This window comes from Pectobacterium atrosepticum (assembly GCA_019056595.1).
Classification (GTDB): Bacteria; Pseudomonadota; Gammaproteobacteria; order Enterobacterales; family Enterobacteriaceae; genus Pectobacterium; species Pectobacterium atrosepticum.
The window spans coordinates 2000968-2021566 of the sequence record CP036163.1 but is presented as its reverse complement, the minus strand read 5'-3'; the positions used below and the strand labels follow the sequence as shown (position 1 = coordinate 2021566).

At 52.0% G+C, this 20599-nt stretch carries 18 protein-coding genes and 1 pseudogene; 13 read left to right on the top strand and 6 right to left on the bottom strand.

The features are described from left to right. From DCX48_09765 to DCX48_09725, 9 genes are all read left to right on the top strand, one after another. Positions 1-1317, top strand: a complete 1317-nt coding sequence (locus DCX48_09765; GenBank protein QXE14762.1) for a UDP-N-acetylmuramoyl-L-alanine--D-glutamate ligase — start codon at positions 1-3, stop codon at positions 1315-1317. Next, positions 1317-2519 (top strand): cell division protein FtsW, encoded by a 1203-nt coding sequence (gene ftsW / locus DCX48_09760; GenBank protein ID QXE14761.1) that lies wholly within the window; start codon positions 1317-1319, stop codon positions 2517-2519. Before DCX48_09765 ends, ftsW begins: the two co-directional genes overlap by 1 nt. Continuing rightward, positions 2516-3607 carry an undecaprenyldiphospho-muramoylpentapeptide beta-N-acetylglucosaminyltransferase gene (gene murG / locus DCX48_09755; GenBank protein ID QXE14760.1) on the top strand — a complete coding sequence of 364 codons (1092 nt, stop codon included), beginning with the start codon at positions 2516-2518 and terminating at the stop codon, positions 3605-3607. Before ftsW ends, murG begins: the two co-directional genes overlap by 4 nt. A 62-nt stretch (positions 3608-3669) precedes the next feature. Next, positions 3670-5130 carry a UDP-N-acetylmuramate--L-alanine ligase gene (locus tag DCX48_09750; GenBank protein QXE14759.1) on the top strand — a complete coding sequence of 487 codons (1461 nt, stop codon included), beginning with the start codon at positions 3670-3672 and terminating at the stop codon, positions 5128-5130. Positions 5131-5138: 8 nt separating this feature from the next. Further along, on the top strand, positions 5139-6059 hold the full coding sequence (locus DCX48_09745; protein QXE14758.1) for a D-alanine--D-alanine ligase: 921 nt from the start codon (positions 5139-5141) through the stop codon (positions 6057-6059). Between the two features lies 1 nt (position 6060). Beyond that, positions 6061-6945 carry a cell division protein FtsQ gene (gene ftsQ, locus DCX48_09740; GenBank protein QXE14757.1) on the top strand — a complete coding sequence of 295 codons (885 nt, stop codon included), beginning with the start codon at positions 6061-6063 and terminating at the stop codon, positions 6943-6945. Next, positions 6942-8198, top strand: coding sequence for a cell division protein FtsA (ftsA, locus tag DCX48_09735; protein ID QXE14756.1), 1257 nt, complete (start codon positions 6942-6944; stop codon positions 8196-8198). Before ftsQ ends, ftsA begins: the two co-directional genes overlap by 4 nt. A gap of 68 nt (positions 8199-8266) precedes the next feature. After that, positions 8267-9418: a cell division protein FtsZ gene (gene ftsZ, locus DCX48_09730; GenBank protein QXE14755.1), complete on the top strand. Its 1152-nt coding sequence runs from the start codon at positions 8267-8269 to the stop codon at positions 9416-9418. A gap of 104 nt (positions 9419-9522) precedes the next feature. Then, positions 9523-10440, top strand: a complete 918-nt coding sequence (locus tag DCX48_09725) for a UDP-3-O-acyl-N-acetylglucosamine deacetylase (protein ID QXE17207.1) — start codon at positions 9523-9525, stop codon at positions 10438-10440. 12 nt (positions 10441-10452) lie between these two features. Here DCX48_09725 and DCX48_09720 read toward each other — a convergent pair whose 3' ends face one another. Next, positions 10453-10980: a DUF721 domain-containing protein gene (locus tag DCX48_09720; protein QXE14754.1), complete on the bottom strand. Its 528-nt coding sequence runs from the start codon at positions 10978-10980 to the stop codon at positions 10453-10455. A 27-nt stretch (positions 10981-11007) separates the two neighbouring features. On the opposite strand from DCX48_09720, the gene secM reads away from it, so the two are divergent. From secM to mutT, 3 genes are all read left to right on the top strand, one after another. Further along, positions 11008-11523: a secA regulator SecM gene (secM, locus tag DCX48_09715; protein ID QXE14753.1), complete on the top strand. Its 516-nt coding sequence runs from the start codon at positions 11008-11010 to the stop codon at positions 11521-11523. A gap of 111 nt (positions 11524-11634) precedes the next feature. Next, positions 11635-14337 carry a preprotein translocase subunit SecA gene (gene secA / locus DCX48_09710; protein ID QXE14752.1) on the top strand — a complete coding sequence of 901 codons (2703 nt, stop codon included), beginning with the start codon at positions 11635-11637 and terminating at the stop codon, positions 14335-14337. 90 nt (positions 14338-14427) lie between these two features. After that, a complete protein-coding gene (gene mutT / locus DCX48_09705) occupies positions 14428-14823 on the top strand; it encodes an 8-oxo-dGTP diphosphatase MutT (GenBank protein ID QXE14751.1) in 396 nt (131 codons plus the stop codon). A 43-nt stretch (positions 14824-14866) separates the two neighbouring features. Here mutT and yacG read toward each other — a convergent pair whose 3' ends face one another. The 3 genes from yacG to DCX48_09690 form a co-directional block, all read right to left on the bottom strand. After that, positions 14867-15061, bottom strand: a complete 195-nt coding sequence (yacG, locus tag DCX48_09700; protein QXE14750.1) for a DNA gyrase inhibitor YacG — start codon at positions 15059-15061, stop codon at positions 14867-14869. A gap of 72 nt (positions 15062-15133) precedes the next feature. Further along, complete coding sequence (zapD, locus tag DCX48_09695) at positions 15134-15886, bottom strand: cell division protein ZapD (protein ID QXE14749.1); 753 nt, start codon at positions 15884-15886, stop codon at positions 15134-15136. Then, complete coding sequence (locus DCX48_09690; protein QXE14748.1) at positions 15879-16505, bottom strand: dephospho-CoA kinase; 627 nt, start codon at positions 16503-16505, stop codon at positions 15879-15881. Before DCX48_09690 ends, zapD begins: the two co-directional genes overlap by 8 nt. Positions 16506-16798: 293 nt before the next feature. Between DCX48_09690 and DCX48_09685 the strand changes: the two genes are divergently transcribed. Next, positions 16799-17839, top strand: coding sequence for a GMP reductase (locus tag DCX48_09685; GenBank protein QXE14747.1), 1041 nt, complete (start codon positions 16799-16801; stop codon positions 17837-17839). An 84-nt stretch (positions 17840-17923) separates the two neighbouring features. Here DCX48_09685 and hofC read toward each other — a convergent pair whose 3' ends face one another. Together hofC and gspE are read right to left on the bottom strand one after the other, a co-directional pair. Continuing rightward, positions 17924-19129, bottom strand: a complete 1206-nt coding sequence (gene hofC / locus DCX48_09680) for a protein transport protein HofC (protein ID QXE14746.1) — start codon at positions 19127-19129, stop codon at positions 17924-17926. After that, a pseudogene (gene gspE, locus DCX48_09675) lies at positions 19126-20598 on the bottom strand (type II secretion system protein GspE). Before gspE ends, hofC begins: the two are co-directional and overlap by 4 nt. Between the last annotated feature and the right edge of the window lies 1 nt (position 20599).

Here is a 20599-nt window from a genome sequence, read left to right as displayed (position 1 = left end):
ATGGTGGACTATCAGGGTAAAAAAGTCGTCATTATCGGGTTGGGTCTGACCGGGCTCTCCTGTGTTGATTTCTTTCTCGCGCGTGGTGTCGTACCGCGCGTGGTGGATACCCGTATCAGTCCACCGGGTCTGGATAAGCTGCCGGAGCAGGTAGAACGACATCTCGGTAGCCTGAATGAAGACTGGCTGATGAGCGCGGATTTGATCGTCGCCAGCCCCGGTGTTGCGTTGGCGACGCCGATTCTGTGTGACGCCGCTGACGCTGGCATTGAAATTGTTGGTGATATCGAACTGTTCTGCCGTGAAGCGCAGGCACCGATTGTGGCGATTACCGGATCTAACGGTAAAAGCACGGTGACGACACTGGTCGGTGAAATGGCGCGTGCCGCAGGCTGGCAGGTTGGCGTCGGTGGCAATATTGGCCTACCTGCGCTGCAATTGCTGGAACATCCCGCTCAGCTGTATGTACTAGAGTTGTCGAGCTTCCAACTGGAAACGACGACTAGCCTGCACGCTGCTGCGGCAACGATTCTGAACGTGACGGAAGATCACACTAACCGTTACCCGTTTGGTTTACAGCAGTATCGGGCGGCGAAATTGCATATTTATGAACACGCAGATTTGTGTGTTGTGAATGCTGACGATGCGCTGACCATGCCGGTTCGCGGGGCGGATGCGCGCTGCCGCAGTTTTGGCGTTGATGTTGGCGATTATCACCTTAACCGCCAGCAGGGCGAAACCTGGCTGCGGGTGGACGGTGAACGTGTGCTCAACACCCGTGAAATCAAGCTTGTCGGGCAGCACAATTATACGAACGCATTGGCGGCGCTGGCGCTGGCTGATGCTGTGAAGATTCCACGCGCGTCTGCGCTGACGGCGTTGACGTCATTTACCGGGCTGCCGCACCGTTTTCAAATGGCCTTTGAGCGCAATGGCGTGCGGTGGATCAATGATTCCAAAGCCACCAATGTAGGCAGCACCGAAGCCGCATTGAGCGGTTTGGCTGTAGACGGCACTTTGCATCTGCTATTAGGTGGTGACGGGAAATCTGCTGATTTCTCGCCATTGGTGCCGTATTTACAGGGTGAGCGCATTCGTTTGTATTGCTTTGGTCGTGACGGGCAACAGTTGGCAGCGTTACGCCCAGAAATTGCCGAGCAGACAGAAACGATGGAACAGGCGATGCGCGTTATTGCTGAACGTATAAGGCCGGGCGATATGGTGTTGCTGTCGCCGGCTTGCGCTAGCTTGGATCAGTTTCGCAGTTTTGAACAGCGAGGCGATGAGTTTGCTCGTCTGGCGGAGGAGCTAGGCTAATGCGGTTCTCCGGAATGGCGTTTATCGAACGCATCAAGAGCTGGGTTATGGGGACGCGCGAAAGCGATACGCTCAGCATCGTTCTGTACGATAGAACGCTGGTGTGGCTGACGCTTGGACTGGCTGTGATTGGTTTTGTGATGGTAACGTCGGCTTCCATGCCTGTTGGGCAGCGTCTTGCCAGCGACCCGTTTTTATTTGCGAAGCGTGATGCGATTTATTTGGGTTTGGCATTTGGCTTGTCGTTAATCACCCTGCGCATCCCAATGGAGATATGGCAGCGTTACAGCCCAGTGCTGCTATTGCTTGCCATGGTCATGCTGCTGGTTGTACTTGCAGTGGGAAGCTCGGTCAACGGTGCATCACGCTGGATTTCACTGGGGCCATTGCGCATCCAGCCTGCGGAATTGTCCAAGCTGGCGCTGTTTTGCTACCTGTCTAGTTACATGGTGCGCAAGGTTGAAGAAGTCCGAAATAACTTCTGGGGCTTTTGCAAACCGATGGGCGTGATGGTGGTGTTGGCTGTGCTGTTGCTGGCTCAGCCTGACCTCGGCACTGTAGTCGTGCTGTTTATTACGACGCTAGCAATGTTGTTTCTGGCTGGTGCCAAGATGTGGCAGTTTCTGGCGATCATTGGTTCCGGCGGGTTTGCCGTTGCCCTGCTGATTGTGGCTGAACCCTACCGTATGCGGCGTGTGACGTCTTTCTGGAACCCGTGGGAAGATCCGTTCGGCGACGGCTACCAGTTAACACAATCTCTGATGGCGTTTGGGCGTGGTGAATTCTGGGGGCAAGGTCTAGGGAATTCAGTACAGAAACTGGAATATTTGCCGGAGGCGCATACCGATTTCATTTTCTCTATTTTAGGTGAGGAACTGGGGTATATCGGTGTGGTTTTGGCGTTGTTAATGATATTCTTCGTCGCTTTTCGCGCGATGTCTATCGGAAAGCGGGCGCTGGAGATCAATCAGCGCTTTTCGGGCTTTCTAGCGTGTTCGATTGGCGTTTGGTTCAGCTTTCAGACGCTGGTGAACGTTGGCGCAGCGGCGGGAATGCTACCGACTAAAGGGTTAACGCTACCGCTGATCAGTTACGGTGGTTCCAGTTTGCTCATTATGTCGACGGCGATTGTTTTGCTGTTACGCATTGATTTTGAAACGCGTCTGACAAAAGCGCAGGCGTTTACGAGAGGTGCCCGATGAGTGGCGAAGGCAAGCGTTTGATGGTGATGGCTGGTGGCACGGGCGGGCATGTCTTCCCCGGGCTGGCGGTTGCACACCACCTGATGGCGCAGGGCTGGCAGGTTCGCTGGTTAGGTACGGCGGATCGTATGGAAGCCGATTTGGTGCCTAAGCACGGTATCGAAATTGATTTTATCCGCATTTCTGGCTTGCGCGGTAAAGGCATTCGGGCGCAGTTAAGTGCTCCGATCCGTATTTTTCAGGCAGTGCGTCAGGCGCGGGCGATTATGCGTCGTTACCAGCCTGATGTGGTGCTGGGTATGGGCGGTTACGTTTCTGGCCCCGGCGGTCTGGCTGCCTGGCTGTGTGGCATTCCGGTTGTACTGCATGAGCAGAATGGTATTGCAGGGCTGACCAATCGCTGGTTATCCCATATCGCTAAAAAAGTATTGCAGGCATTTCCGGGCGCGTTTCCCAAAGCGGATGTCGTGGGTAACCCGGTAAGAACCGATGTGTTGGCACTGCCTGCGCCAGAAACACGATTAGCCGATCGCTCAGGCCCTGTGAGGGTGCTGGTTGTTGGTGGCAGTCAGGGCGCAAGAGTGCTGAACCAAACGCTACCCGGCGTAGCAGCACAGTTGAGCGATCGTATTACGATTTGGCATCAGGTCGGTAAAGGCGCGTTATTAACCGTTCAGCAGGCTTATCAGGATGCTGGGCAGACGCAGCACAAGATTACCGAATTTATTGATGATATGGCTGCAGCCTACGCTTGGGCTGACGTTGTAGTGTGCCGTTCCGGTGCTTTGACCGTCAGTGAAATTGCGGCAGCCGGGTTGCCGGCGCTGTTTGTGCCGTTTCAGCATAAAGATCGGCAGCAGTACTGGAATGCGCTGCCGTTGGAAAAGGCCGGTGCAGCAAAAATTATTGAGCAGCCACAGTTCAGCGTGGCGGCTGTCAGCGAGGTGTTGTCCGGTTGGGATCGCACTACATTGCTGAAAATGGCGCAAAAAGCCCGTGCAGTGGCGATTCCAGATGCAACCGAGCGGGTTGCGGCGGAAGTCAGTGCAGCGGCAGGCAGTCGGGCCACACATGTGGCTCATGGTTAATTAATACAACGTTGTCGGGCAGAAGGCTGTGCGACGGCGCTACAAGGTAGCGATAGAATAAAGTGAATACTCAACAACTGGCGAAACTACGTTCAATCGTGCCCGAGATGCATCGCGTCCGGCACATACACTTTGTCGGCATCGGTGGTGCTGGCATGGGTGGTATCGCCGAAGTGTTGGCCAACGAAGGTTATGAAATTAGCGGTTCCGATCTGGCACCGAATGCGGTGACGCAGCAGTTGACCAAACTTGGCGCGCAGATTTATTTCCACCATCGTGCAGAGAATGTTCTGAACGCCAGTGTGGTTGTGGTGTCGAGTGCAATTACTGCGGATAACCCCGAGATTGTCGCCGCACATGACGCACGTATTCCGGTGATCCGTCGTGCAGAGATGTTGGCAGAACTGATGCGTTTTCGTCACGGTATTGCGATCGCGGGTACGCACGGTAAGACGACGACAACGGCGATGGTCACCAGCATTTACGCGGAAGCGGGATTGGATCCGACGTTTGTGAACGGCGGCTTAGTGAAAGCGGCAGGAACACATGCGCGTTTGGGATCAAGCCGTTACCTGATTGCAGAAGCCGATGAAAGCGATGCGTCTTTCCTGCATTTGCAGCCGATGGTGGCGATTGTGACCAACATTGAAGCCGATCATATGGACACTTATCAGGGCGATTTTGAGAACCTGAAGCAGACGTTCATCAATTTTCTGCACAATTTGCCGTTTTACGGTCAGGCTGTGATGTGTATTGACGATGCTGTTATTCGCGAACTGTTGCCGCGCGTTGGCCGCCATATCACTACGTATGGTTTTAGCGATGATGCGGATGTGCGCGTTGCTGGATATCGCCAGACAGGCGCGCAAGGGCACTTTACGCTGGAGCGAAAAGACAAAACGTTGCTCAATGTCACGCTGAATGCACCGGGGCGTCACAATGCGCTCAACGCGGCGGCAGCGGTTGCTGTAGCGACCGATGAAGGTATTGATGACGAAGCAATTCTACGTGCACTTGAGCGTTTTCAGGGCACCAGTCGTCGTTTTGATTTTCTCGGCGAATACCCGCTTGAACTAGTGAATGGGCAAAGTGGTACAGCGATGTTGGTGGATGATTACGGTCATCATCCGACGGAAGTCGATGCCACGATTAAAGCGGCCCGTGCTGGGTGGCCGGATAAGCGGCTGGTCATGATTTTTCAGCCGCATCGTTATACGCGAACCCGCGATTTGTATGACGATTTTGCGCACGTGTTATCACAGGTTGACGTGTTGCTGATGCTGGATGTGTATTCCGCAGGAGAATCGCCGATTCCAGGTGCAGACAGCCGTTCGCTGTGCCGTACGATTCGCGGAAGAGGTAAGATTGATCCGATTCTGGTGACGGATATGGATACTTTACCGGAACTGTTGTCACAGGCGCTACGAGGTGAAGACCTGATCTTGGTTCAGGGTGCCGGCAATATCGGTAAACTGGCGCGTAAACTGGCTGATTCCAGATTACAGCCGCAGATAAGCGAATGAGGAACATCATGACTGAGAAAGTTGCTGTATTGCTTGGTGGAACCTCTGCCGAACGTGAAGTGTCGTTACTTTCCGGTCAGGCGGTTTTGGCTGGCCTGAAAGAAGCGGGCATCAATGCGCATGCGGTTGATACGCGTGACTTCCCTGTGACGACGTTGAAAGAAGAAGGTTTTACCAACGTTTTTATCGCCTTGCATGGTCGTGGTGGTGAAGATGGCACATTGCAGGGTGTTCTGGAATTTCTGGGGTTGCCTTATACCGGTAGCGGCGTCATGGCATCTGCACTGACGATGGATAAGCTCCGAACCAAACAGGTGTGGCAAGCGGTGGGGTTGCCGGTGTCGCCTTATGTGGCGCTGGATCGTCGCCAATATTTAGATACGGAAGCGAATACGTTATTGGCGCAGTTCACCCATCTCGGGTTGCCGCTGATCGTCAAGCCAAGCCGTGAAGGTTCCAGTGTGGGTATGAGCAAAGTGAATACGCTTAGCGACCTGCCTGCCGCACTGGAAGAAGCATTCCGCCACGATGACGATGTTCTGGTCGAAAAATGGCTGAGCGGTCCAGAGTATACGGTTGCTATCCTAGGTGATGAGGTATTGCCTTCTATTCGTATTCAACCCGCGGGTACGTTTTACGATTATGAAGCGAAGTATTTATCGGATGATACGCAGTATTTCTGTCCGAGTGGTTTGTCAGACGAGCAAGAGCAAGCGTTAGCTGCATTGGCGATGGCGGCTTATCGTGCGGTAGATTGCAGCGGATGGGGACGTGTCGATTTTATGCTGGATAGCGACGACGCTTTCTACCTGCTTGAAGTGAATACCTCTCCGGGGATGACGAGCCACAGTCTGGTTCCTATGGCGGCGCGTCAACGTGGCCTGACTTTCTCGCAATTGGTCGTGAAAATTCTGGAGCTTGCTGGCTGATATGTCGCAGGCAGCGCTGAATACACGCGGACGAGAGCCAGAACCGACGAAAGGAACACGTCGCAGTAATGGAGGCCAATTAGCAGGAGTAATTTTCCTGCTGATGGTGATAGGGACGATCGTCTGGGGAGGCTGGATGGTGGTGGGGTGGATGAAAGATGCCAGCCGCTTGCCGCTCTCCCGCATGGCAGTAACAGGGGAAAGGCAGTACACCACCAACGACGATATCCGTCAGGCAATTTTGTCGTTGGGGTCGCCTGGAACGTTCATGACACAAGATGTGAATGTGATCCAGCAGCAGATCGAGCGTCTATCGTGGATAAAGCAGGCTAGCGTGCGTAAGCAGTGGCCGGACGAATTAAAGATTCATCTGGTTGAATATGTTCCGGTTGCGCGTTGGAATGATCAGCTAATGGTTGATGCGGAAGGAAATTCGTTCAGTGTACCTGCCGAACGCATTGGTAATCGCAAGCTGCCACTGCTGTATGGCCCGGAAGGTAGTGAGGCAGAGGTGCTGGAAGGTTATCGCACAATGAATCAGACGCTGGCTGCTGGAAAGTTTACGTTAAAGATGGTTGCGATGAGTGCGCGACATTCGTGGCAGCTAGGATTAGATGATGATACTCGCCTTGAATTAGGGCGGGATGATAGGGCTAAACGTCTGCAACGCTTTATCGAGCTGTACCCGCTGTTGCAGCGGCAGGCTCAGAGCGAAAACAAACGTCTCAGCCATGTGGACTTGCGGTACGACAGCGGGGCCGCGATAGGTTGGGCTCCAGCCTTGCTTGATCAACAAAACGTTGATCGGCAGCGAGTTGGTCAGCAACAAGACATTGATCAGCAACAGAACAGTAACCAGAAACAGGCACAGGCTAAACAACAATGATCAAGTCGACGGACAGAAAACTGGTAGTTGGGCTGGAAATCGGTACAGCAAAAGTGGCTGCGCTGGTAGGGGAAGTTCTGCCCGATGGCATGGTCAATATTATTGGCGTGGGCAGTTGCCCGTCACGCGGTATGGATAAAGGTGGCGTAAACGATCTGGAATCGGTCGTTAAATGTGTTCAGCGCGCTATTGATCAGGCTGAGTTGATGGCAGACTGCCAGATCTCTTCCGTGTATCTGGCGCTGTCGGGAAAACACATCAGTTGCCAGAATGAAATAGGGATGGTGCCTATTTCAGAAGAAGAGGTTACGCAGGACGACGTAGAAAGCGTGGTACACACCGCCAAGTCTGTGCGCGTGCGCGATGAGCACCGAGTTCTCCATGTGATCCCACAGGAATACGCGATCGATTATCAGGAAGGGATTAAAAACCCGGTTGGCTTATCCGGCGTGCGCATGCAGGCGAAAGTCCACCTGATAACCTGCCATAACGATATGGCTAAGAATATTGTCAAAGCTGTTGAACGCTGTGGCTTAAAGGTCGACCAACTGATTTTTGCAGGGCTGGCATCCAGCTATGCGGTGCTGACAGAAGACGAACGTGAGCTGGGTGTGTGTGTAGTCGATATCGGTGGCGGTACAATGGATATCGCGGTCTATACCGGCGGCGCATTGCGACACACTAAAGTGATTCCGTATGCTGGCAATGTAGTTACAAGCGACATTGCCTATGCGTTTGGCACACCGCCGACGGATGCCGAAGCGATCAAGGTACGCCATGGTTGTGCATTAGGCGCAATCGTCGGCAAAGATGAGAATGTGGAGGTCCCGAGCGTTGGAGGACGTCCACCCCGCAGTCTGCAAAGACAGACATTGGCGGAAGTGATTGAACCACGTTACACCGAGCTGTTGAATCTGGTGAACGATGAACTTTTACAGTTGCAGGAGCAGTTGCGTCAACAAGGCGTGAAACACCATCTGGCGGCAGGGATTGTGCTGACGGGCGGTGCCGCGCAAATAGACGGTCTGGCGGCCTGTGCGCAGCGTGTGTTCCACACACAGGTGCGTATTGGACAACCAATGAATATAACAGGGCTGACGGATTATGCCCAAGAGCCTTATTACTCAACGGCGGTTGGGTTGCTCCATTACGGAAAAGAATCTCACCTAGGTGGTGAGCATGAAGTCGAAAAACGTGCCTCAGTGAGCAACTGGTTCAAGAGAATCAACAGCTGGTTGAGGAAAGAATTTTAATTTTATCAAAGAGATCACCTGGCACAGTTTTATGATCTCGCAGTTACAGGCACAAACGGAGAGAAATTATGTTTGAACCAATGGAATTAACCAACGACGCGGTGATTAAAGTCATCGGCGTCGGCGGCGGCGGCGGTAACGCCGTCGAACACATGGTGCGCGAGCGCATCGAAGGCGTCGAATTCTTTGCGGTCAACACGGATGCGCAGGCATTACGTAAAACGGCTGTTGGCCAGACGATTCAGATCGGTAGCGGCATCACGAAAGGTTTGGGCGCAGGCGCTAACCCGGAAGTTGGCCGTAATTCGGCTGAAGAAGATCGTGAAGCACTACGTGCAGCACTGGAAGGTGCAGACATGGTGTTTATCGCCGCAGGTATGGGCGGTGGTACGGGTACAGGTGCTGCACCGGTTGTGGCCGAAGTAGCAAAAGACCTGGGCATTCTGACCGTTGCTGTGGTGACCAAGCCTTTCAACTTTGAAGGCAAAAAGCGCATGGCGTTTGCGGAGCAGGGTATCGCCGAGCTGTCTAAGCACGTCGACTCGCTGATCACGATTCCAAACGACAAGCTGCTGAAAGTGCTGGGGCGCGGTATTTCCCTGCTGGATGCATTTGGCGCGGCAAATGATGTACTGAAAGGTGCGGTGCAGGGTATTGCCGAGCTGATCACGCGTCCTGGCCTGATGAACGTCGACTTTGCAGACGTACGTACCGTGATGTCCGAAATGGGTTATGCCATGATGGGATCCGGTGTTGCGCGCGGTGAAGACCGTGCAGAAGAAGCAGCAGAAATGGCGATCTCCAGCCCACTGCTGGAAGATATCGATCTGTCTGGCGCACGTGGCGTGTTGGTCAACATCACTGCGGGCTTCGACCTGCGTCTGGATGAGTTCGAGACGGTAGGTAACACCATCCGTGCATTCGCATCCGACAATGCGACAGTAGTGATCGGTACGTCGCTTGATCCTGAAATGAATGATGAACTGCGTGTGACGGTTGTTGCAACGGGGATCGGCATGGACAAACGTCCTGAGATTACTCTGGTGACGAATAAGCAAGCTAGTCAGCCTGTGATGGATCATCGTTACCAGCAACACGGTATGACACCGCTGGCGCAGGAAAAACCGGCTGCCAAAGTGGTTAACGACCAGAATCCGCAGACGAATAAAGAGCCAGACTATCTGGATATTCCGGCGTTTCTGCGTAAGCAGGCAGACTAATTTGCTGCCAGATAACGTTGGAATCTCCGCTCTTTGTGCTAAACTGTGCCCCCGAGCTTGGTCTATACTAGGTCGGTAGGTTCAGTAACATGCGAGATAAAATGATGATCAAACAACGTACATTAAAACGTATTGTTCAGGCGACTGGTGTCGGGTTACATACTGGCAAGAAGGTCACGTTGACCATGCGTCCTGCACCGGCAAATACCGGGGTCATCTATCGCCGCACAGACTTGAATCCCCCGGTTGATTTCCCGGCTGATGCAAAATCCGTGCGTGATACCATGCTCTGTACTTGCCTGGTTAATGAGCATGACGTGCGTATTTCTACGGTGGAGCATCTTAACGCTGCGCTTGCAGGGTTGGGCATTGACAATATTGTCATTGATGTTGACGCACCGGAAATTCCAATTATGGATGGCAGCGCCAGCCCGTTCGTTTATCTGCTGTTAGATGCGGGTATCGAAGAGCTGAACTGTGCCAAGAAATTCGTACGCATCAAGCAGTCAGTTCGCGTTGAAGATGGCGACAAGTGGGCCGAAATGAAACCGTTTAACGGCTTTAGCTTGGATTTCACTATCGACTTCAACCACCCGGCGATTGATGCGGGCAACCAGCGCTATCGTTTGGATTTCTCTGCTGATGCGTTTGTTCGCCAGATTAGTCGTGCGCGTACGTTCGGCTTCATGCGCGATATCGAATACTTGCAGTCTCGTGGGTTGTGCCTGGGCGGCAGTATGGATTGTGCCATCGTCGTTGACGATTACCGCGTACTGAATGAAGACGGTCTGCGTTTTGAAGATGAGTTTGTCCGCCATAAAATGCTGGATGCCATCGGCGACCTGTTTATGTGTGGTCATAACATCATCGGTGCGTTTTCTGCATTTAAATCAGGCCATGCTCTCAACAACAAATTGTTGCAGGCTGTGCTGGCAAATCAGGAAGCGTGGGAATACGTGACCTTTGAAGATGAAGCTGAAATGCCGCTGGCGTTTAAAGCACCGTCTATCGTGCTGGCGTAACACCTGAAGTAGTCACTTCTTATTACGACTGGTTTTACTGGTACTCTCTCCGGCCAGTGAAGCCAGTCGTTCTAATATCTTTCTGAGTTTTTCTGGGCTATTGCCTGCTAACGTCCTCAATGTCTCCGCACTTTGTTCACTCAACTGACGCAACGGTTTGCTGTCGGTGTTCCCTGTCGCTGAAATGTCACTATTTTTCACGATTTCATGCCCTTTTGCGGCAAGCGTTGGATTAATCCTGATGTCGATTGAAGCCAATGATGGTAATATTTGTGCGCGTAATGCAGAGAGCAACGCAGGCTGTTCGTAACGTAACCGCATCAGCCAACTGGCGTTGGCGGTTTCCAGTATCAGCAAACCTTGCCGGTAATTAGCGACGCGGCACCATGGGTGCAACGGTGCAGGCAGTAATCCGCGTACGGCACGGTTGAGTTTTAATAAGGCGATAGCGCGCTGTTGCACATCTTGTAGCGGGCCTTTACCCGACATTGATGCGCTATCAAACAGAAATTCCAGTGATTGTGGGCGGCTATCACGCATAGACCTGGCTCCGGTGGATGTTAACTCGTGATTGGTATTCTAAATCGTTGGCGACAATTTGGCAGACGTTATTTCTGGCCGCATCTCTTATTAGGGATGGTTGCGGCGAGTCTTGGTCTGCCGACAAGCCTGAATGAATCACAGGATATTGTCTCACACCCTAATTCAGCCTCCAGTGTTAGTCGCCAGAATAGTGTATCACTAAGCCTTACCGATCTGGTGGCGCTAAAGGAAGCGCATCGGCGCTCGTCCTATAGCGTTGATTACTGGCATCAGCATGCGATTCGTACGGTAATCCGCCACCTTTCCTTTGCATTGACGACGCCACAGACGGCCAATGCCCAACAGGTTGACGAACTACAGCCCCATTCTCTGGTGTTACTGGATACGCTAAATGCGTTGCTGACGCAGGATTCCCAGTTTCCCTTTGTGATCTCCCCCCATGCTGGACGAGTCACTTTTTATCCTCAGGCACATCATCAAATCGGCATCTGGCTTGCCCAAATCCGCGGCATCCGTGCAGGACCCTACCTTCTCAGCTGAAAGTGTAATAGATAATTAGCTGAAGAAATTTCTCTCGTTTTTGCTGAGTTTCTCAGGTTTTCGATATTGTGTTGCCACTGGATACGTGGCACTTGTGAGATTAAAATTATTATGGTCATGAATATCCTAACCAAAATTTTTGGTAGCCGTAACGATCGTACGCTGCGTCGTATGCGTAAAAATGTCGATGTTATTAGTCGTTTAGAACCAGAAATGGAAAAACTTTCAGATGAGGAGCTGCAAGCGAAAACGCTGGAGTTCCGTGTTCGTCTGGAAAAAGGCGAAAAGCTGGAGAACCTGCTGCCGGAAGCCTTCGCCGTGGTGCGTGAATCCAGTAAGCGTGTCTTTGGCATGCGTCACTTCGACGTGCAGCTTCTTGGCGGTATGGTGCTGAACGAGCGGTGTATTGCGGAGATGCGTACTGGTGAAGGTAAAACGCTGACAGCAACGTTACCTGCGTACCTGAACGCGCTGACTGGCCGTGGCGTACATGTGGTTACCGTGAACGATTATCTGGCACAGCGTGATGCCGAAAATAACCGTCCTTTGTTTGAATTCCTTGGCCTGAGCGTGGGTATCAACCTGCCGGGGATGCCTGCACCAGCGAAGCGTGAAGCTTATGCCGCAGATATTACCTACGGTACCAATAACGAATACGGTTTTGACTACCTGCGTGACAACATGGCTTTCAGCCCGGAAGAACGTGTGCAGCGTAAATTGTACTATGCGCTGGTGGATGAGGTTGACTCCATCCTGATAGATGAAGCGCGTACGCCACTGATTATTTCCGGCCCGGCTGAAGACAGTTCCGAGCTTTATATCAGCGTCAATAAAATTATTCCTCACCTGATTCGTCAGGATAAAGAGGATTCGGATACTTTCCACGGCGAAGGCCATTTCTCTGTTGATGAGAAAGCGCGTCAGGTGAACCTCACCGAGCGTGGTCTGGTTCTGGTGGAAGAGCTGCTGGTGAAAGAAGGCATTATGGAAGAGGGGGAATCACTGTACTCTCCGACGAACATTATGCTGATGCACCATGTTACTGCCGCGCTGCGTGCGCATGTGCTGTTTGCCCGCGATGTGGATTATATTGTAAAAGACGGTGAAGTTATCATCGTTGATGAACACACTGGACGTACCATGCAGGGGCGTCGCTGGTCCGATGGCCTGCATCAGGCTGTGGAAGCGAAAGAGAAGGTGGCCATTCAGAATGAAAACCAGACGCTGGCTTCCATTACCTTCCAAAACTACTTCCGCTTGTATGAAAAACTGGCAGGTATGACGGGTACGGCAGATACCGAAGCTTTCGAGTTCAGCTCCATTTATAAGCTGGATACGATTGTGGTGCCGACCAACCGTCCGATGATTCGTAAAGACTTGCCTGATCTGGTCTACATGACCGAGCAGGAAAAAATCGATGCCATCATTGAAGATATCAAAGACCGCTCCGTAAAAGGTCAACCGATTCTGGTTGGTACGATCTCCATTGAGAAATCAGAAGTGGTTTCTCAGGCGCTGGAGAAAGCGGGCATCAAACACAGTGTGTTGAATGCGAAGTTCCACGCGATGGAAGCAGATATCGTTGCTCAGGCCGGGCAGTCTGGCGCTGTCACTATCGCAACCAACATGGCCGGTCGCGGTACGGACATCGTCTTGGGTGGTAGCTGGCAGGCAGAAGTGGCACATCTGGAAAACCCAGATGATGAGCAAATTGCAGAAATTAAAGCAGCCTGGAAAGTGCGTCATGATGCTGTGCTGGCGGCGGGCGGCTTGCACATTATCGGTACTGAGCGCCATGAATCTCGTCGTATCGATAACCAGCTTCGTGGCCGTTCCGGTCGTCAGGGGGATGCGGGTTCATCACGCTTCTACCTGTCGATGGAAGATGCGCTGATGCGTATTTTTGCGTCCGATCGTGTTTCTAACATGATGCGTAAACTGGGTATGAAACCAGGTGAAGCCATTGAGCACCCGTGGGTCACCAAGGCTATTGCTAACGCACAGCGTAAAGTGGAAAGCCGTAACTTTGATATTCGTAAACAGCTGCTGGAATATGACGATGTAGCGAGCGACCAACGTCGTGCGATCTACACGCAGCGTAACGAACTGCTGGACGTGTCCGATATCAGTGAAACCATCACCAGTATTCGTGAGGATGTGTTTAAAACGACCATCGACAGCTATATTCCGCCGCAGTCTCTGGAAGAAATGTGGGATACGGAAGGCCTGGAACAGCGCCTGAAGAACGATTTCGATCTGGATATGCCTATTAAGGCGTGGCTGGATAAAGAGCCTGAACTGCACGAAGAAACGCTGCGTGAGCGTATTTTCCAGCAGGCGCTTGACGTTTATCATCGCAAAGAAGAAGTGGTTGGCGATGAAGTCATGCGCAACTTCGAAAAAGGCGTGATGTTGCAGACACTGGATTCCTTGTGGAAAGAGCATCTGGCGGCAATGGATTACCTGCGTCAGGGCATCCATTTACGTGGTTATGCACAGAAAGATCCGAAACAAGAATATAAGCGTGAGTCGTTCTCTATGTTTGCCGCGATGTTGGAATCACTGAAATATGAAGTGATCAGTACGTTGAGCAAAGTTCAGGTGAGAATGCCGGAAGAAATCGAAGCGTTGGAGCTGCAACGCCGTGAAGAAGCTGAGCGTTTAGCGCAGCAACAGCAGTTTAGTCATCAGGAAGAAGACAGCCTCAATACGGGTTCACCGGCGCAGGCAGACCGTAAAATTGGACGTAACGATCCTTGCCCATGTGGTTCAGGCAAGAAATATAAGCAGTGCCACGGTCGCTTACAGAAATAATTGACTGCTAAATCCAGTGATTAAAATGTGATAAGTACAAGGGCGGTCATTGACCGCCTTTTACTTGATAAGAATCTGATAGGAATGGTCATGACGCAAAAACAGTTATCCGTCGCGGTGGGCATCATCCGTAATACGGAACAGCAATATTTCATTGCTCGTCGCCCTGATGGTGTTCATATGGCAGGGATGTGGGAGTTTCCCGGCGGTAAAATTGAAGCGGGCGAAACCCCTGAGCAGGCTCTGATTCGTGAACTGCACGAAGAAACGGGTATCGAGGCCATCGCCCCCCAGCCGCTAAACGATAAAACGTTTTCTACGCCGGAGAGAATCATCACGCTTCATTTCTTTCTGGTTGAAACGTGGCAAGGAGAGCCCTATGGCCGAGAAGGTCAGGAATCTCGCTGGGTGAGCGTGGAGGCGTTGCGTGAGGACGAGTTTCCGCCAGCGAATGCGGAGGTGATCCGCTGGCTGAAATCGCTTTAATCGAATCTTGCCTGTCTGAACTCGTTATCGCGAAACGTGGCTGTTAGCGCGTTTCGCTCCAGTCTTCACTGTCTGAAACCATATCATCACTCGGAATACACTTTTCTTCATCAGCCCATTCTCCCAAATCGATGAGCTGACAACGCTTGCTACAAAATGGGCGATAGATGCTGGCTGCGTCCCAAATGACCGCCTGCTTGCAGGTTGGGCACTTTACCGTCGTAATCTCTGTTGTCATAAAATTTCTTCACTCTATTTATACTTAATATCTATTTGATACTTAACACGTTTTTGTTTGTTAGGGCTGAGCCTAGCAGCAGGCCAGTTCAAACGTTAAACGAGGAGGAATGTGGCCGTTTTCGCTATCTAATGGCAGAAAACGGATGGCATAGCGTGTCTTATGGCCGGATATTTGTGGATAGAGCTGATGCATCTGTTCAAGACGTAAACGCAGCAGATCAGCATCAGAGGCATTGTCCTGAAAGAAACCATTCAAGCTGGTCTGCGGCCGGAATGTGCCGGAGTGGCGGATCAGTTCCAGGATCATATCCAGCGCTTGTTTGAGCGGCGACAAAGAATTAAGCCAGCTGAAAACCAATTGCTCACGCAGTTCCTTAGGCTGATGCAGCCAGCTATGCAGAGTAGGTAGGTCGAAACTGCAACAACCGCCGGGAATACCGAGTCGCTGACGTACCATGCCAATCAGGCGATCCTCTCGTAAGAACTGCCCCATCCGTGGTGCTGCCATCAGCGTACTGGACAGATCTTTCAACTGACGTCGCAGCGAGTGGATGCGTTCCATGTCAACGCCCGGCACATCACTCCATTGCAGCAGCTTTTGCTGTTGGCGCTCGAGTTCTTTCAGCAACTCGGTACGCACGTCTCCACGTTCCAGCACATCAAGCAACTCGGCGATAGCGCGAAAAAATGTCAGAGCACTTCCCATATCGGTAAGGGAATGGTTTTGATGCAACTGCTGCGATAATGATTCGATACGCAACCAGGTACGCGTTTTTTCGTTCAGCGGATATTCAAATAAAATTGTTGAGGAAGCGTCACTCATTCTTAGCCATCCTGTCGGCTGCGGAGGCGGCTAGCTCTAGGTAATGGCGGTGTAATTCCGCAACCTGTTGAGCCAGCGCGTTTGGGCAGCGACTGTTATCAATAATATCATCGGCACAAGCCAGGCGCTGTTCTCGGGTTGCCTGTACTGCCAGTATGTTTTCTGCTTGCTGCAGACTGATACCATCGCGGGCCAGTGTGCGTTCAAGCTGTGTTTTTCTGTCTACATCAACGACCAGAATACGTTGTGCTCGCTGTTGTAAACCGTTTTCCACCAGTAAAGGGACGACCCACAGAATGTACGGTGTGGATATGGCTCGAAACTGGGCCTGTGTTTCCTGATGGATCAACGGATGGAGCAAGTTATTCAGCCACTGTTTCTCCTCTGGCGAGGAGAAAATTCGTTGGCGTAGCGCAGAACGGTTCAATGAGCCATCGGCATTGAGCACGGCGTCGCCGAACCGGAGCCTGATGGCATCCAGTGCGGGTTTCCCTGGCTCGACTACCTGACGCGCGATGATATCCGCATCAACGATAGTGGTCCCTAATTTGGCAAATTCATCGGCTACGGTGCTTTTCCCGCTGCCGATACCGCCTGTTAAGGCTACGATGTATGTCATTGCACCTGTATTGAAAAATTAACATTTCTACTATTTTCAAGGAAAAGGAATGGATTCCTATTCCCCTGAAGCCAATCAGGCATAAGCCGTAGTTTGCTCCACGCTATCATCTTGTTAGGCGATAGGTAAATTTTTCTGATTTTATCCCAAATAAAGTGAAAATCGCAGTCTTGCCGCAGGATTATTCCTGCGTATGATAACGTCACTGGTAAAGGGCATTATTTTTTTAAACACGATTATGCCCAGTAACGATACTGAGCATTCCGCCGTCACTCACCAGGAACTCGAACCTCATGCGTATTGAAGAAGATTTAAAGTTAGGCTTTAAAGACGTTCTCATCCGGCCAAAGCGTTCGACGCTGAAAAGCCGCTCCGACGTTGAACTAGAACGTCAATTCACCTTCCTTCACGCCGGAGGCAACTGGTCCGGTGTTCCGATTATCGCCGCCAATATGGATACCGTGGGTACGTTTAGTATGGCGGAAGTCCTGGCCTCTTTTGATGTTCTGACGGCTGTCCATAAACACTATTCTGTCGAACAATGGTCCCAGTTTGTGCAACGCGCCCCAGAATCGGTATTACGCCATGTCATGGTCTCAAGTGGGACCTCTGATGCTGATTTCATCAAGTTAAAGCAAATTCTGGCGCTGTCGTCTGAACTGAAATTTATCTGTATCGATGTAGCAAATGGTTATTCTGAGCACTTTGTCACGTTCCTACAAAAAGTGCGTGAGGCTTGCCCTGACAAGGTTATCTGTGCGGGAAACGTGGTGACGGGCGAAATGGTGGAAGAACTCATTCTGTCTGGCGCGGACATCGTGAAAGTCGGTATTGGCCCCGGCTCTGTTTGCACAACGCGTGTCAAAACGGGGGTGGGTTACCCTCAGCTTTCCGCCGTGATTGAGTGTGCCGATGCGGCTCATGGTCTCGGTGGGCAAATTGTGAGCGACGGTGGTTGCGCTATGCCGGGCGATGTCGCGAAAGCATTCGGTGGCGGAGCCGATTTTGTCATGCTGGGCGGTATGCTGGCAGGACACGATGAATGTGAAGGAACCATCGTTGAAGAAAACGGTGAGAAAATGATGTTGTTCTACGGGATGAGTTCCGCATCTGCGATGGAACGTCATGTCGGCGGTGTGGCTGAGTACCGTGCCGCAGAAGGCAAAACCGTGAAACTGCCACTGCGCGGTCCGGTAGATAATACCGTACGTGATATTCTTGGTGGCCTACGGTCTGCCTGTACCTATGTCGGTGCATCCCGTTTGAAAGAGCTGACGAAGCGCACAACATTTATCCGCGTAGCCGAGCAGGAAAACCGTATTTTCAATGGGTAGTTACCGTTGTTATGCGCGATCTTTTCGCTGTTAACGGTGGTGGTGCGATCTGATTTGTAGACGTGTCGTGTTGTATTGGTCGGTTCAGGCTCCGGCCAATACATTCCCCAGTTGGAAGATAGGTAAATACATGCCAATCACTAGCGCCCCGACCATTCCCCCGACGACCATCATCAGTAACGGCTCTAGCGTTTGTGTCAACATGTCCGCCTGCTGTTGTACGCGCCCCTCGTGCCATTCTGCCAGCTGTGTAAAGATCGCATCCAGCGCACCGGTTTCTTCCCCAACGCGAATCAATTGCGGACAAGGTGCGGGAAACAGCGCGGCGTGATGCTGTGTGGCATCGTATAGCGACGTGCCCTGATGCAACTGCGCCTGTATCTGTTGAATCGCGGCTTGATAAAGCGGGTGACGGATCGTCGCGGCGGCATCCAGCCCTTCAGGAAGCGTCAAACCAGCATGTTGCGTCATAGCCAGGATAGTAAATATCTGGTTCAGCGATTTACCGCGTAGCAGACTGGATACCACGGGAAGCTTCAGCAGCCATTCTTGTTCCCTGATTTTCCATAATGGCCTTTTCTCCCTCAATTGGGCGTACCCTAGCATCAGAAAACTTAGTACCAGCAACCCAATGAATCCGTAACCAGAGATTACCTCTGCCAGATGAAGCAACTGTCGGGTAAACCACGGTAATGGCGCGTTGAACGAGGAATAGAGCGTCGCGAATTCGGGTAAAACCAGAATCAACATCATCATACTGACCACTATTGCGATTGTTAAAACAAAACAGGGATAGCGCAGCGCCTTGATGACTTTCTGTTGCAGTCTGGATTGTTTTTCTTGCTGTTGTGCTAACTGTAGGCAGCATGTGTCTAGTTTCCCTGTTAATTCGCCGACGGCAATAAAGGAGCGATACAGAACGGGAAAGATGTGGGGATAGTAGAGCAATGCTTCGGATAGCGAACTTCCCTGAGCAACATGGGTGCGAACGTCTCGTAATACGCAGCGCCAGCCGGGGCGATCATGCTGTTCCGACACCAGTTTTAATGCATCTAATAGCGGCAGCCCTGCTTGTAGCAGTGCTGCAAGCTGTTTGATTAATTCGCCGAGTTGTTCGCGCTTCCAGTAGCGGAGCGATAGATAATGACCGACTTTTACGAGAAGAGGCTGGTAGCCTTGTGCAATCAGGCTAGCATAGACGTGCTGGCGGCGTGTGCTGATGAGCTCACCTTCGGCAAATTCTCCCTCGGACGTGATTGCCTGCCAGTGATATAAGCGTTCTAGCTTCATTGCGCCTCCTGATTCATCGACCACTCATCACCAACAACTCGATAGACTTCAGCAAGCGAGGTCATACCGTCGTTAACCAGCTCCAGCCCTGCAGCCAGCAACGTTGGGAAACCTGAGTTACGTGACAGAACGGATAATTCCCCTACGCTGGCGTTGCCCGCTAACGCTGCCTGAAAATCCGGCGTGATGGGCAGTAATTCATAGAGCGCGACACGGCCATAGTAGCCAGAGAAACAGTGGCTACAGCCGTGAGCTTGCCAATGGTGTAATGGCCCTCGCCATACGTCGTTTGGCAGTGAGAGTAGTGGTTCTCCCTGGGTTTTACAGTGCGGGCATAATCGACGTACAAGACGCTGTGCGACGATGAGCTTTAGTGCTGCGGCTAACAGATAGCCGGGGATACCCAGATGACTGAGGCGAGTCAGGGTTTCTACGGCAGAATTGGTATGTAACGTGGACATGACCAGATGGCCAGTTTGTGCGGCCTTTACCGCAATTTCTGCGGTTTCGGTATCGCGAATTTCACCAATCATAATGACGTCCGGATCCTGTCGCAGCAGCGCACGTAAGATTCGGCCAAATCCCAGCTCGGCTTTAGGATTGATGGCTGTTTGGTTGATTCCCTGTAAGGGGATTTCGACCGGATCTTATACGCTACAGATATTGCGGCTGCTATCGTTCAGCCAGCGTATCGCACTGTAAAGTGTCACCGTTTTTCCACTGCCTGTTGGGCCAGTGACGAGCATCATCCCCTGTGCGGCGCTCAGCACGCTAATAACCTGCTGTAATGCCTTTGCGGTGAGCCCGAGCTTATCCAGCGCCAACTCTTGCTGGTGCGTCTGCAAAATACGCAGTACGACTTTTTCTCCTTGCTGCACGGGGAGGGTAGCGATGCGTAACGAGTAGGGCTGTTGATCCAGCATCAGGCTGAATTGACCGTCTTGCGGTAATCGCCTTTCGGCAATATTCAACTTGCCCATGATTTTCAGCCGCGCGGTAATTCGGTTTGTCAGCTCGGGAGGGGGCGCGGATATTGACTGCAACACACCGTCAATCCGTAGCCGCACACGATAGCTGTCTGACAGCGGCTCAAAGTGGATATCAGAGGCGCGGCGCTGAACGGCGAGGCGCAGCGTTTGATGGATAAATTGCGCGACGGGGGAGGCGTCATCCTGATCCTGTTGCCCAGTGCTGGAGCGATCGGTGCTGGCATGGTAAGTCTCTGCTGGCTCGGCAACGGCATTCACCGGATTAAGCTGTTGTTCCATTCTGGCCTGTGGCCATTGTTCCACCATAATTCGGCGATTGCTGGCGAAACGCAGCGCGGCAATCATCTCCGCAGAAGGGGACGTCGTGACGGCGACCGACAGCGTTTGTTCATCGAGGTTAAGCAGCAATGCCTGATAACGTCGGCACAGTGTTTGTAACTCGCTGAGCGTATGCTCGGAGGAGAAGGAAGAATCCGTCATA

Coding starts and splice junctions, on each gene's coding strand:
- ftsA (QXE14756.1), top strand. CDS start 6,942: ATGATCAAGTCGACGGACAGAAAACTGGTAGTTGGGCTGGAAATCGGT.
- yacG (QXE14750.1), bottom strand. CDS start 15,061: ATGACAACAGAGATTACGACGGTAAAGTGCCCAACCTGCAAGCAGGCG.
- ftsZ (QXE14755.1), top strand. CDS start 8,267: ATGTTTGAACCAATGGAATTAACCAACGACGCGGTGATTAAAGTCATC.
- murG (QXE14760.1), top strand. CDS start 2,516: ATGAGTGGCGAAGGCAAGCGTTTGATGGTGATGGCTGGTGGCACGGGC.
- zapD (QXE14749.1), bottom strand. CDS start 15,886: ATGAGTGACGCTTCCTCAACAATTTTATTTGAATATCCGCTGAACGAA.
- hofC (QXE14746.1), bottom strand. CDS start 19,129: ATGAAGCTAGAACGCTTATATCACTGGCAGGCAATCACGTCCGAGGGA.
- DCX48_09765 (QXE14762.1), top strand. CDS start 1: ATGGTGGACTATCAGGGTAAAAAAGTCGTCATTATCGGGTTGGGTCTG.
- ftsQ (QXE14757.1), top strand. CDS start 6,061: ATGTCGCAGGCAGCGCTGAATACACGCGGACGAGAGCCAGAACCGACG.
- mutT (QXE14751.1), top strand. CDS start 14,428: ATGACGCAAAAACAGTTATCCGTCGCGGTGGGCATCATCCGTAATACG.
- DCX48_09685 (QXE14747.1), top strand. CDS start 16,799: ATGCGTATTGAAGAAGATTTAAAGTTAGGCTTTAAAGACGTTCTCATC.
- DCX48_09720 (QXE14754.1), bottom strand. CDS start 10,980: ATGCGTGATAGCCGCCCACAATCACTGGAATTTCTGTTTGATAGCGCA.
- secA (QXE14752.1), top strand. CDS start 11,635: ATGGTCATGAATATCCTAACCAAAATTTTTGGTAGCCGTAACGATCGT.
- DCX48_09745 (QXE14758.1), top strand. CDS start 5,139: ATGACTGAGAAAGTTGCTGTATTGCTTGGTGGAACCTCTGCCGAACGT.
- DCX48_09690 (QXE14748.1), bottom strand. CDS start 16,505: ATGACATACATCGTAGCCTTAACAGGCGGTATCGGCAGCGGGAAAAGC.
- DCX48_09725 (QXE17207.1), top strand. CDS start 9,523: ATGATCAAACAACGTACATTAAAACGTATTGTTCAGGCGACTGGTGTC.
- ftsW (QXE14761.1), top strand. CDS start 1,317: ATGCGGTTCTCCGGAATGGCGTTTATCGAACGCATCAAGAGCTGGGTT.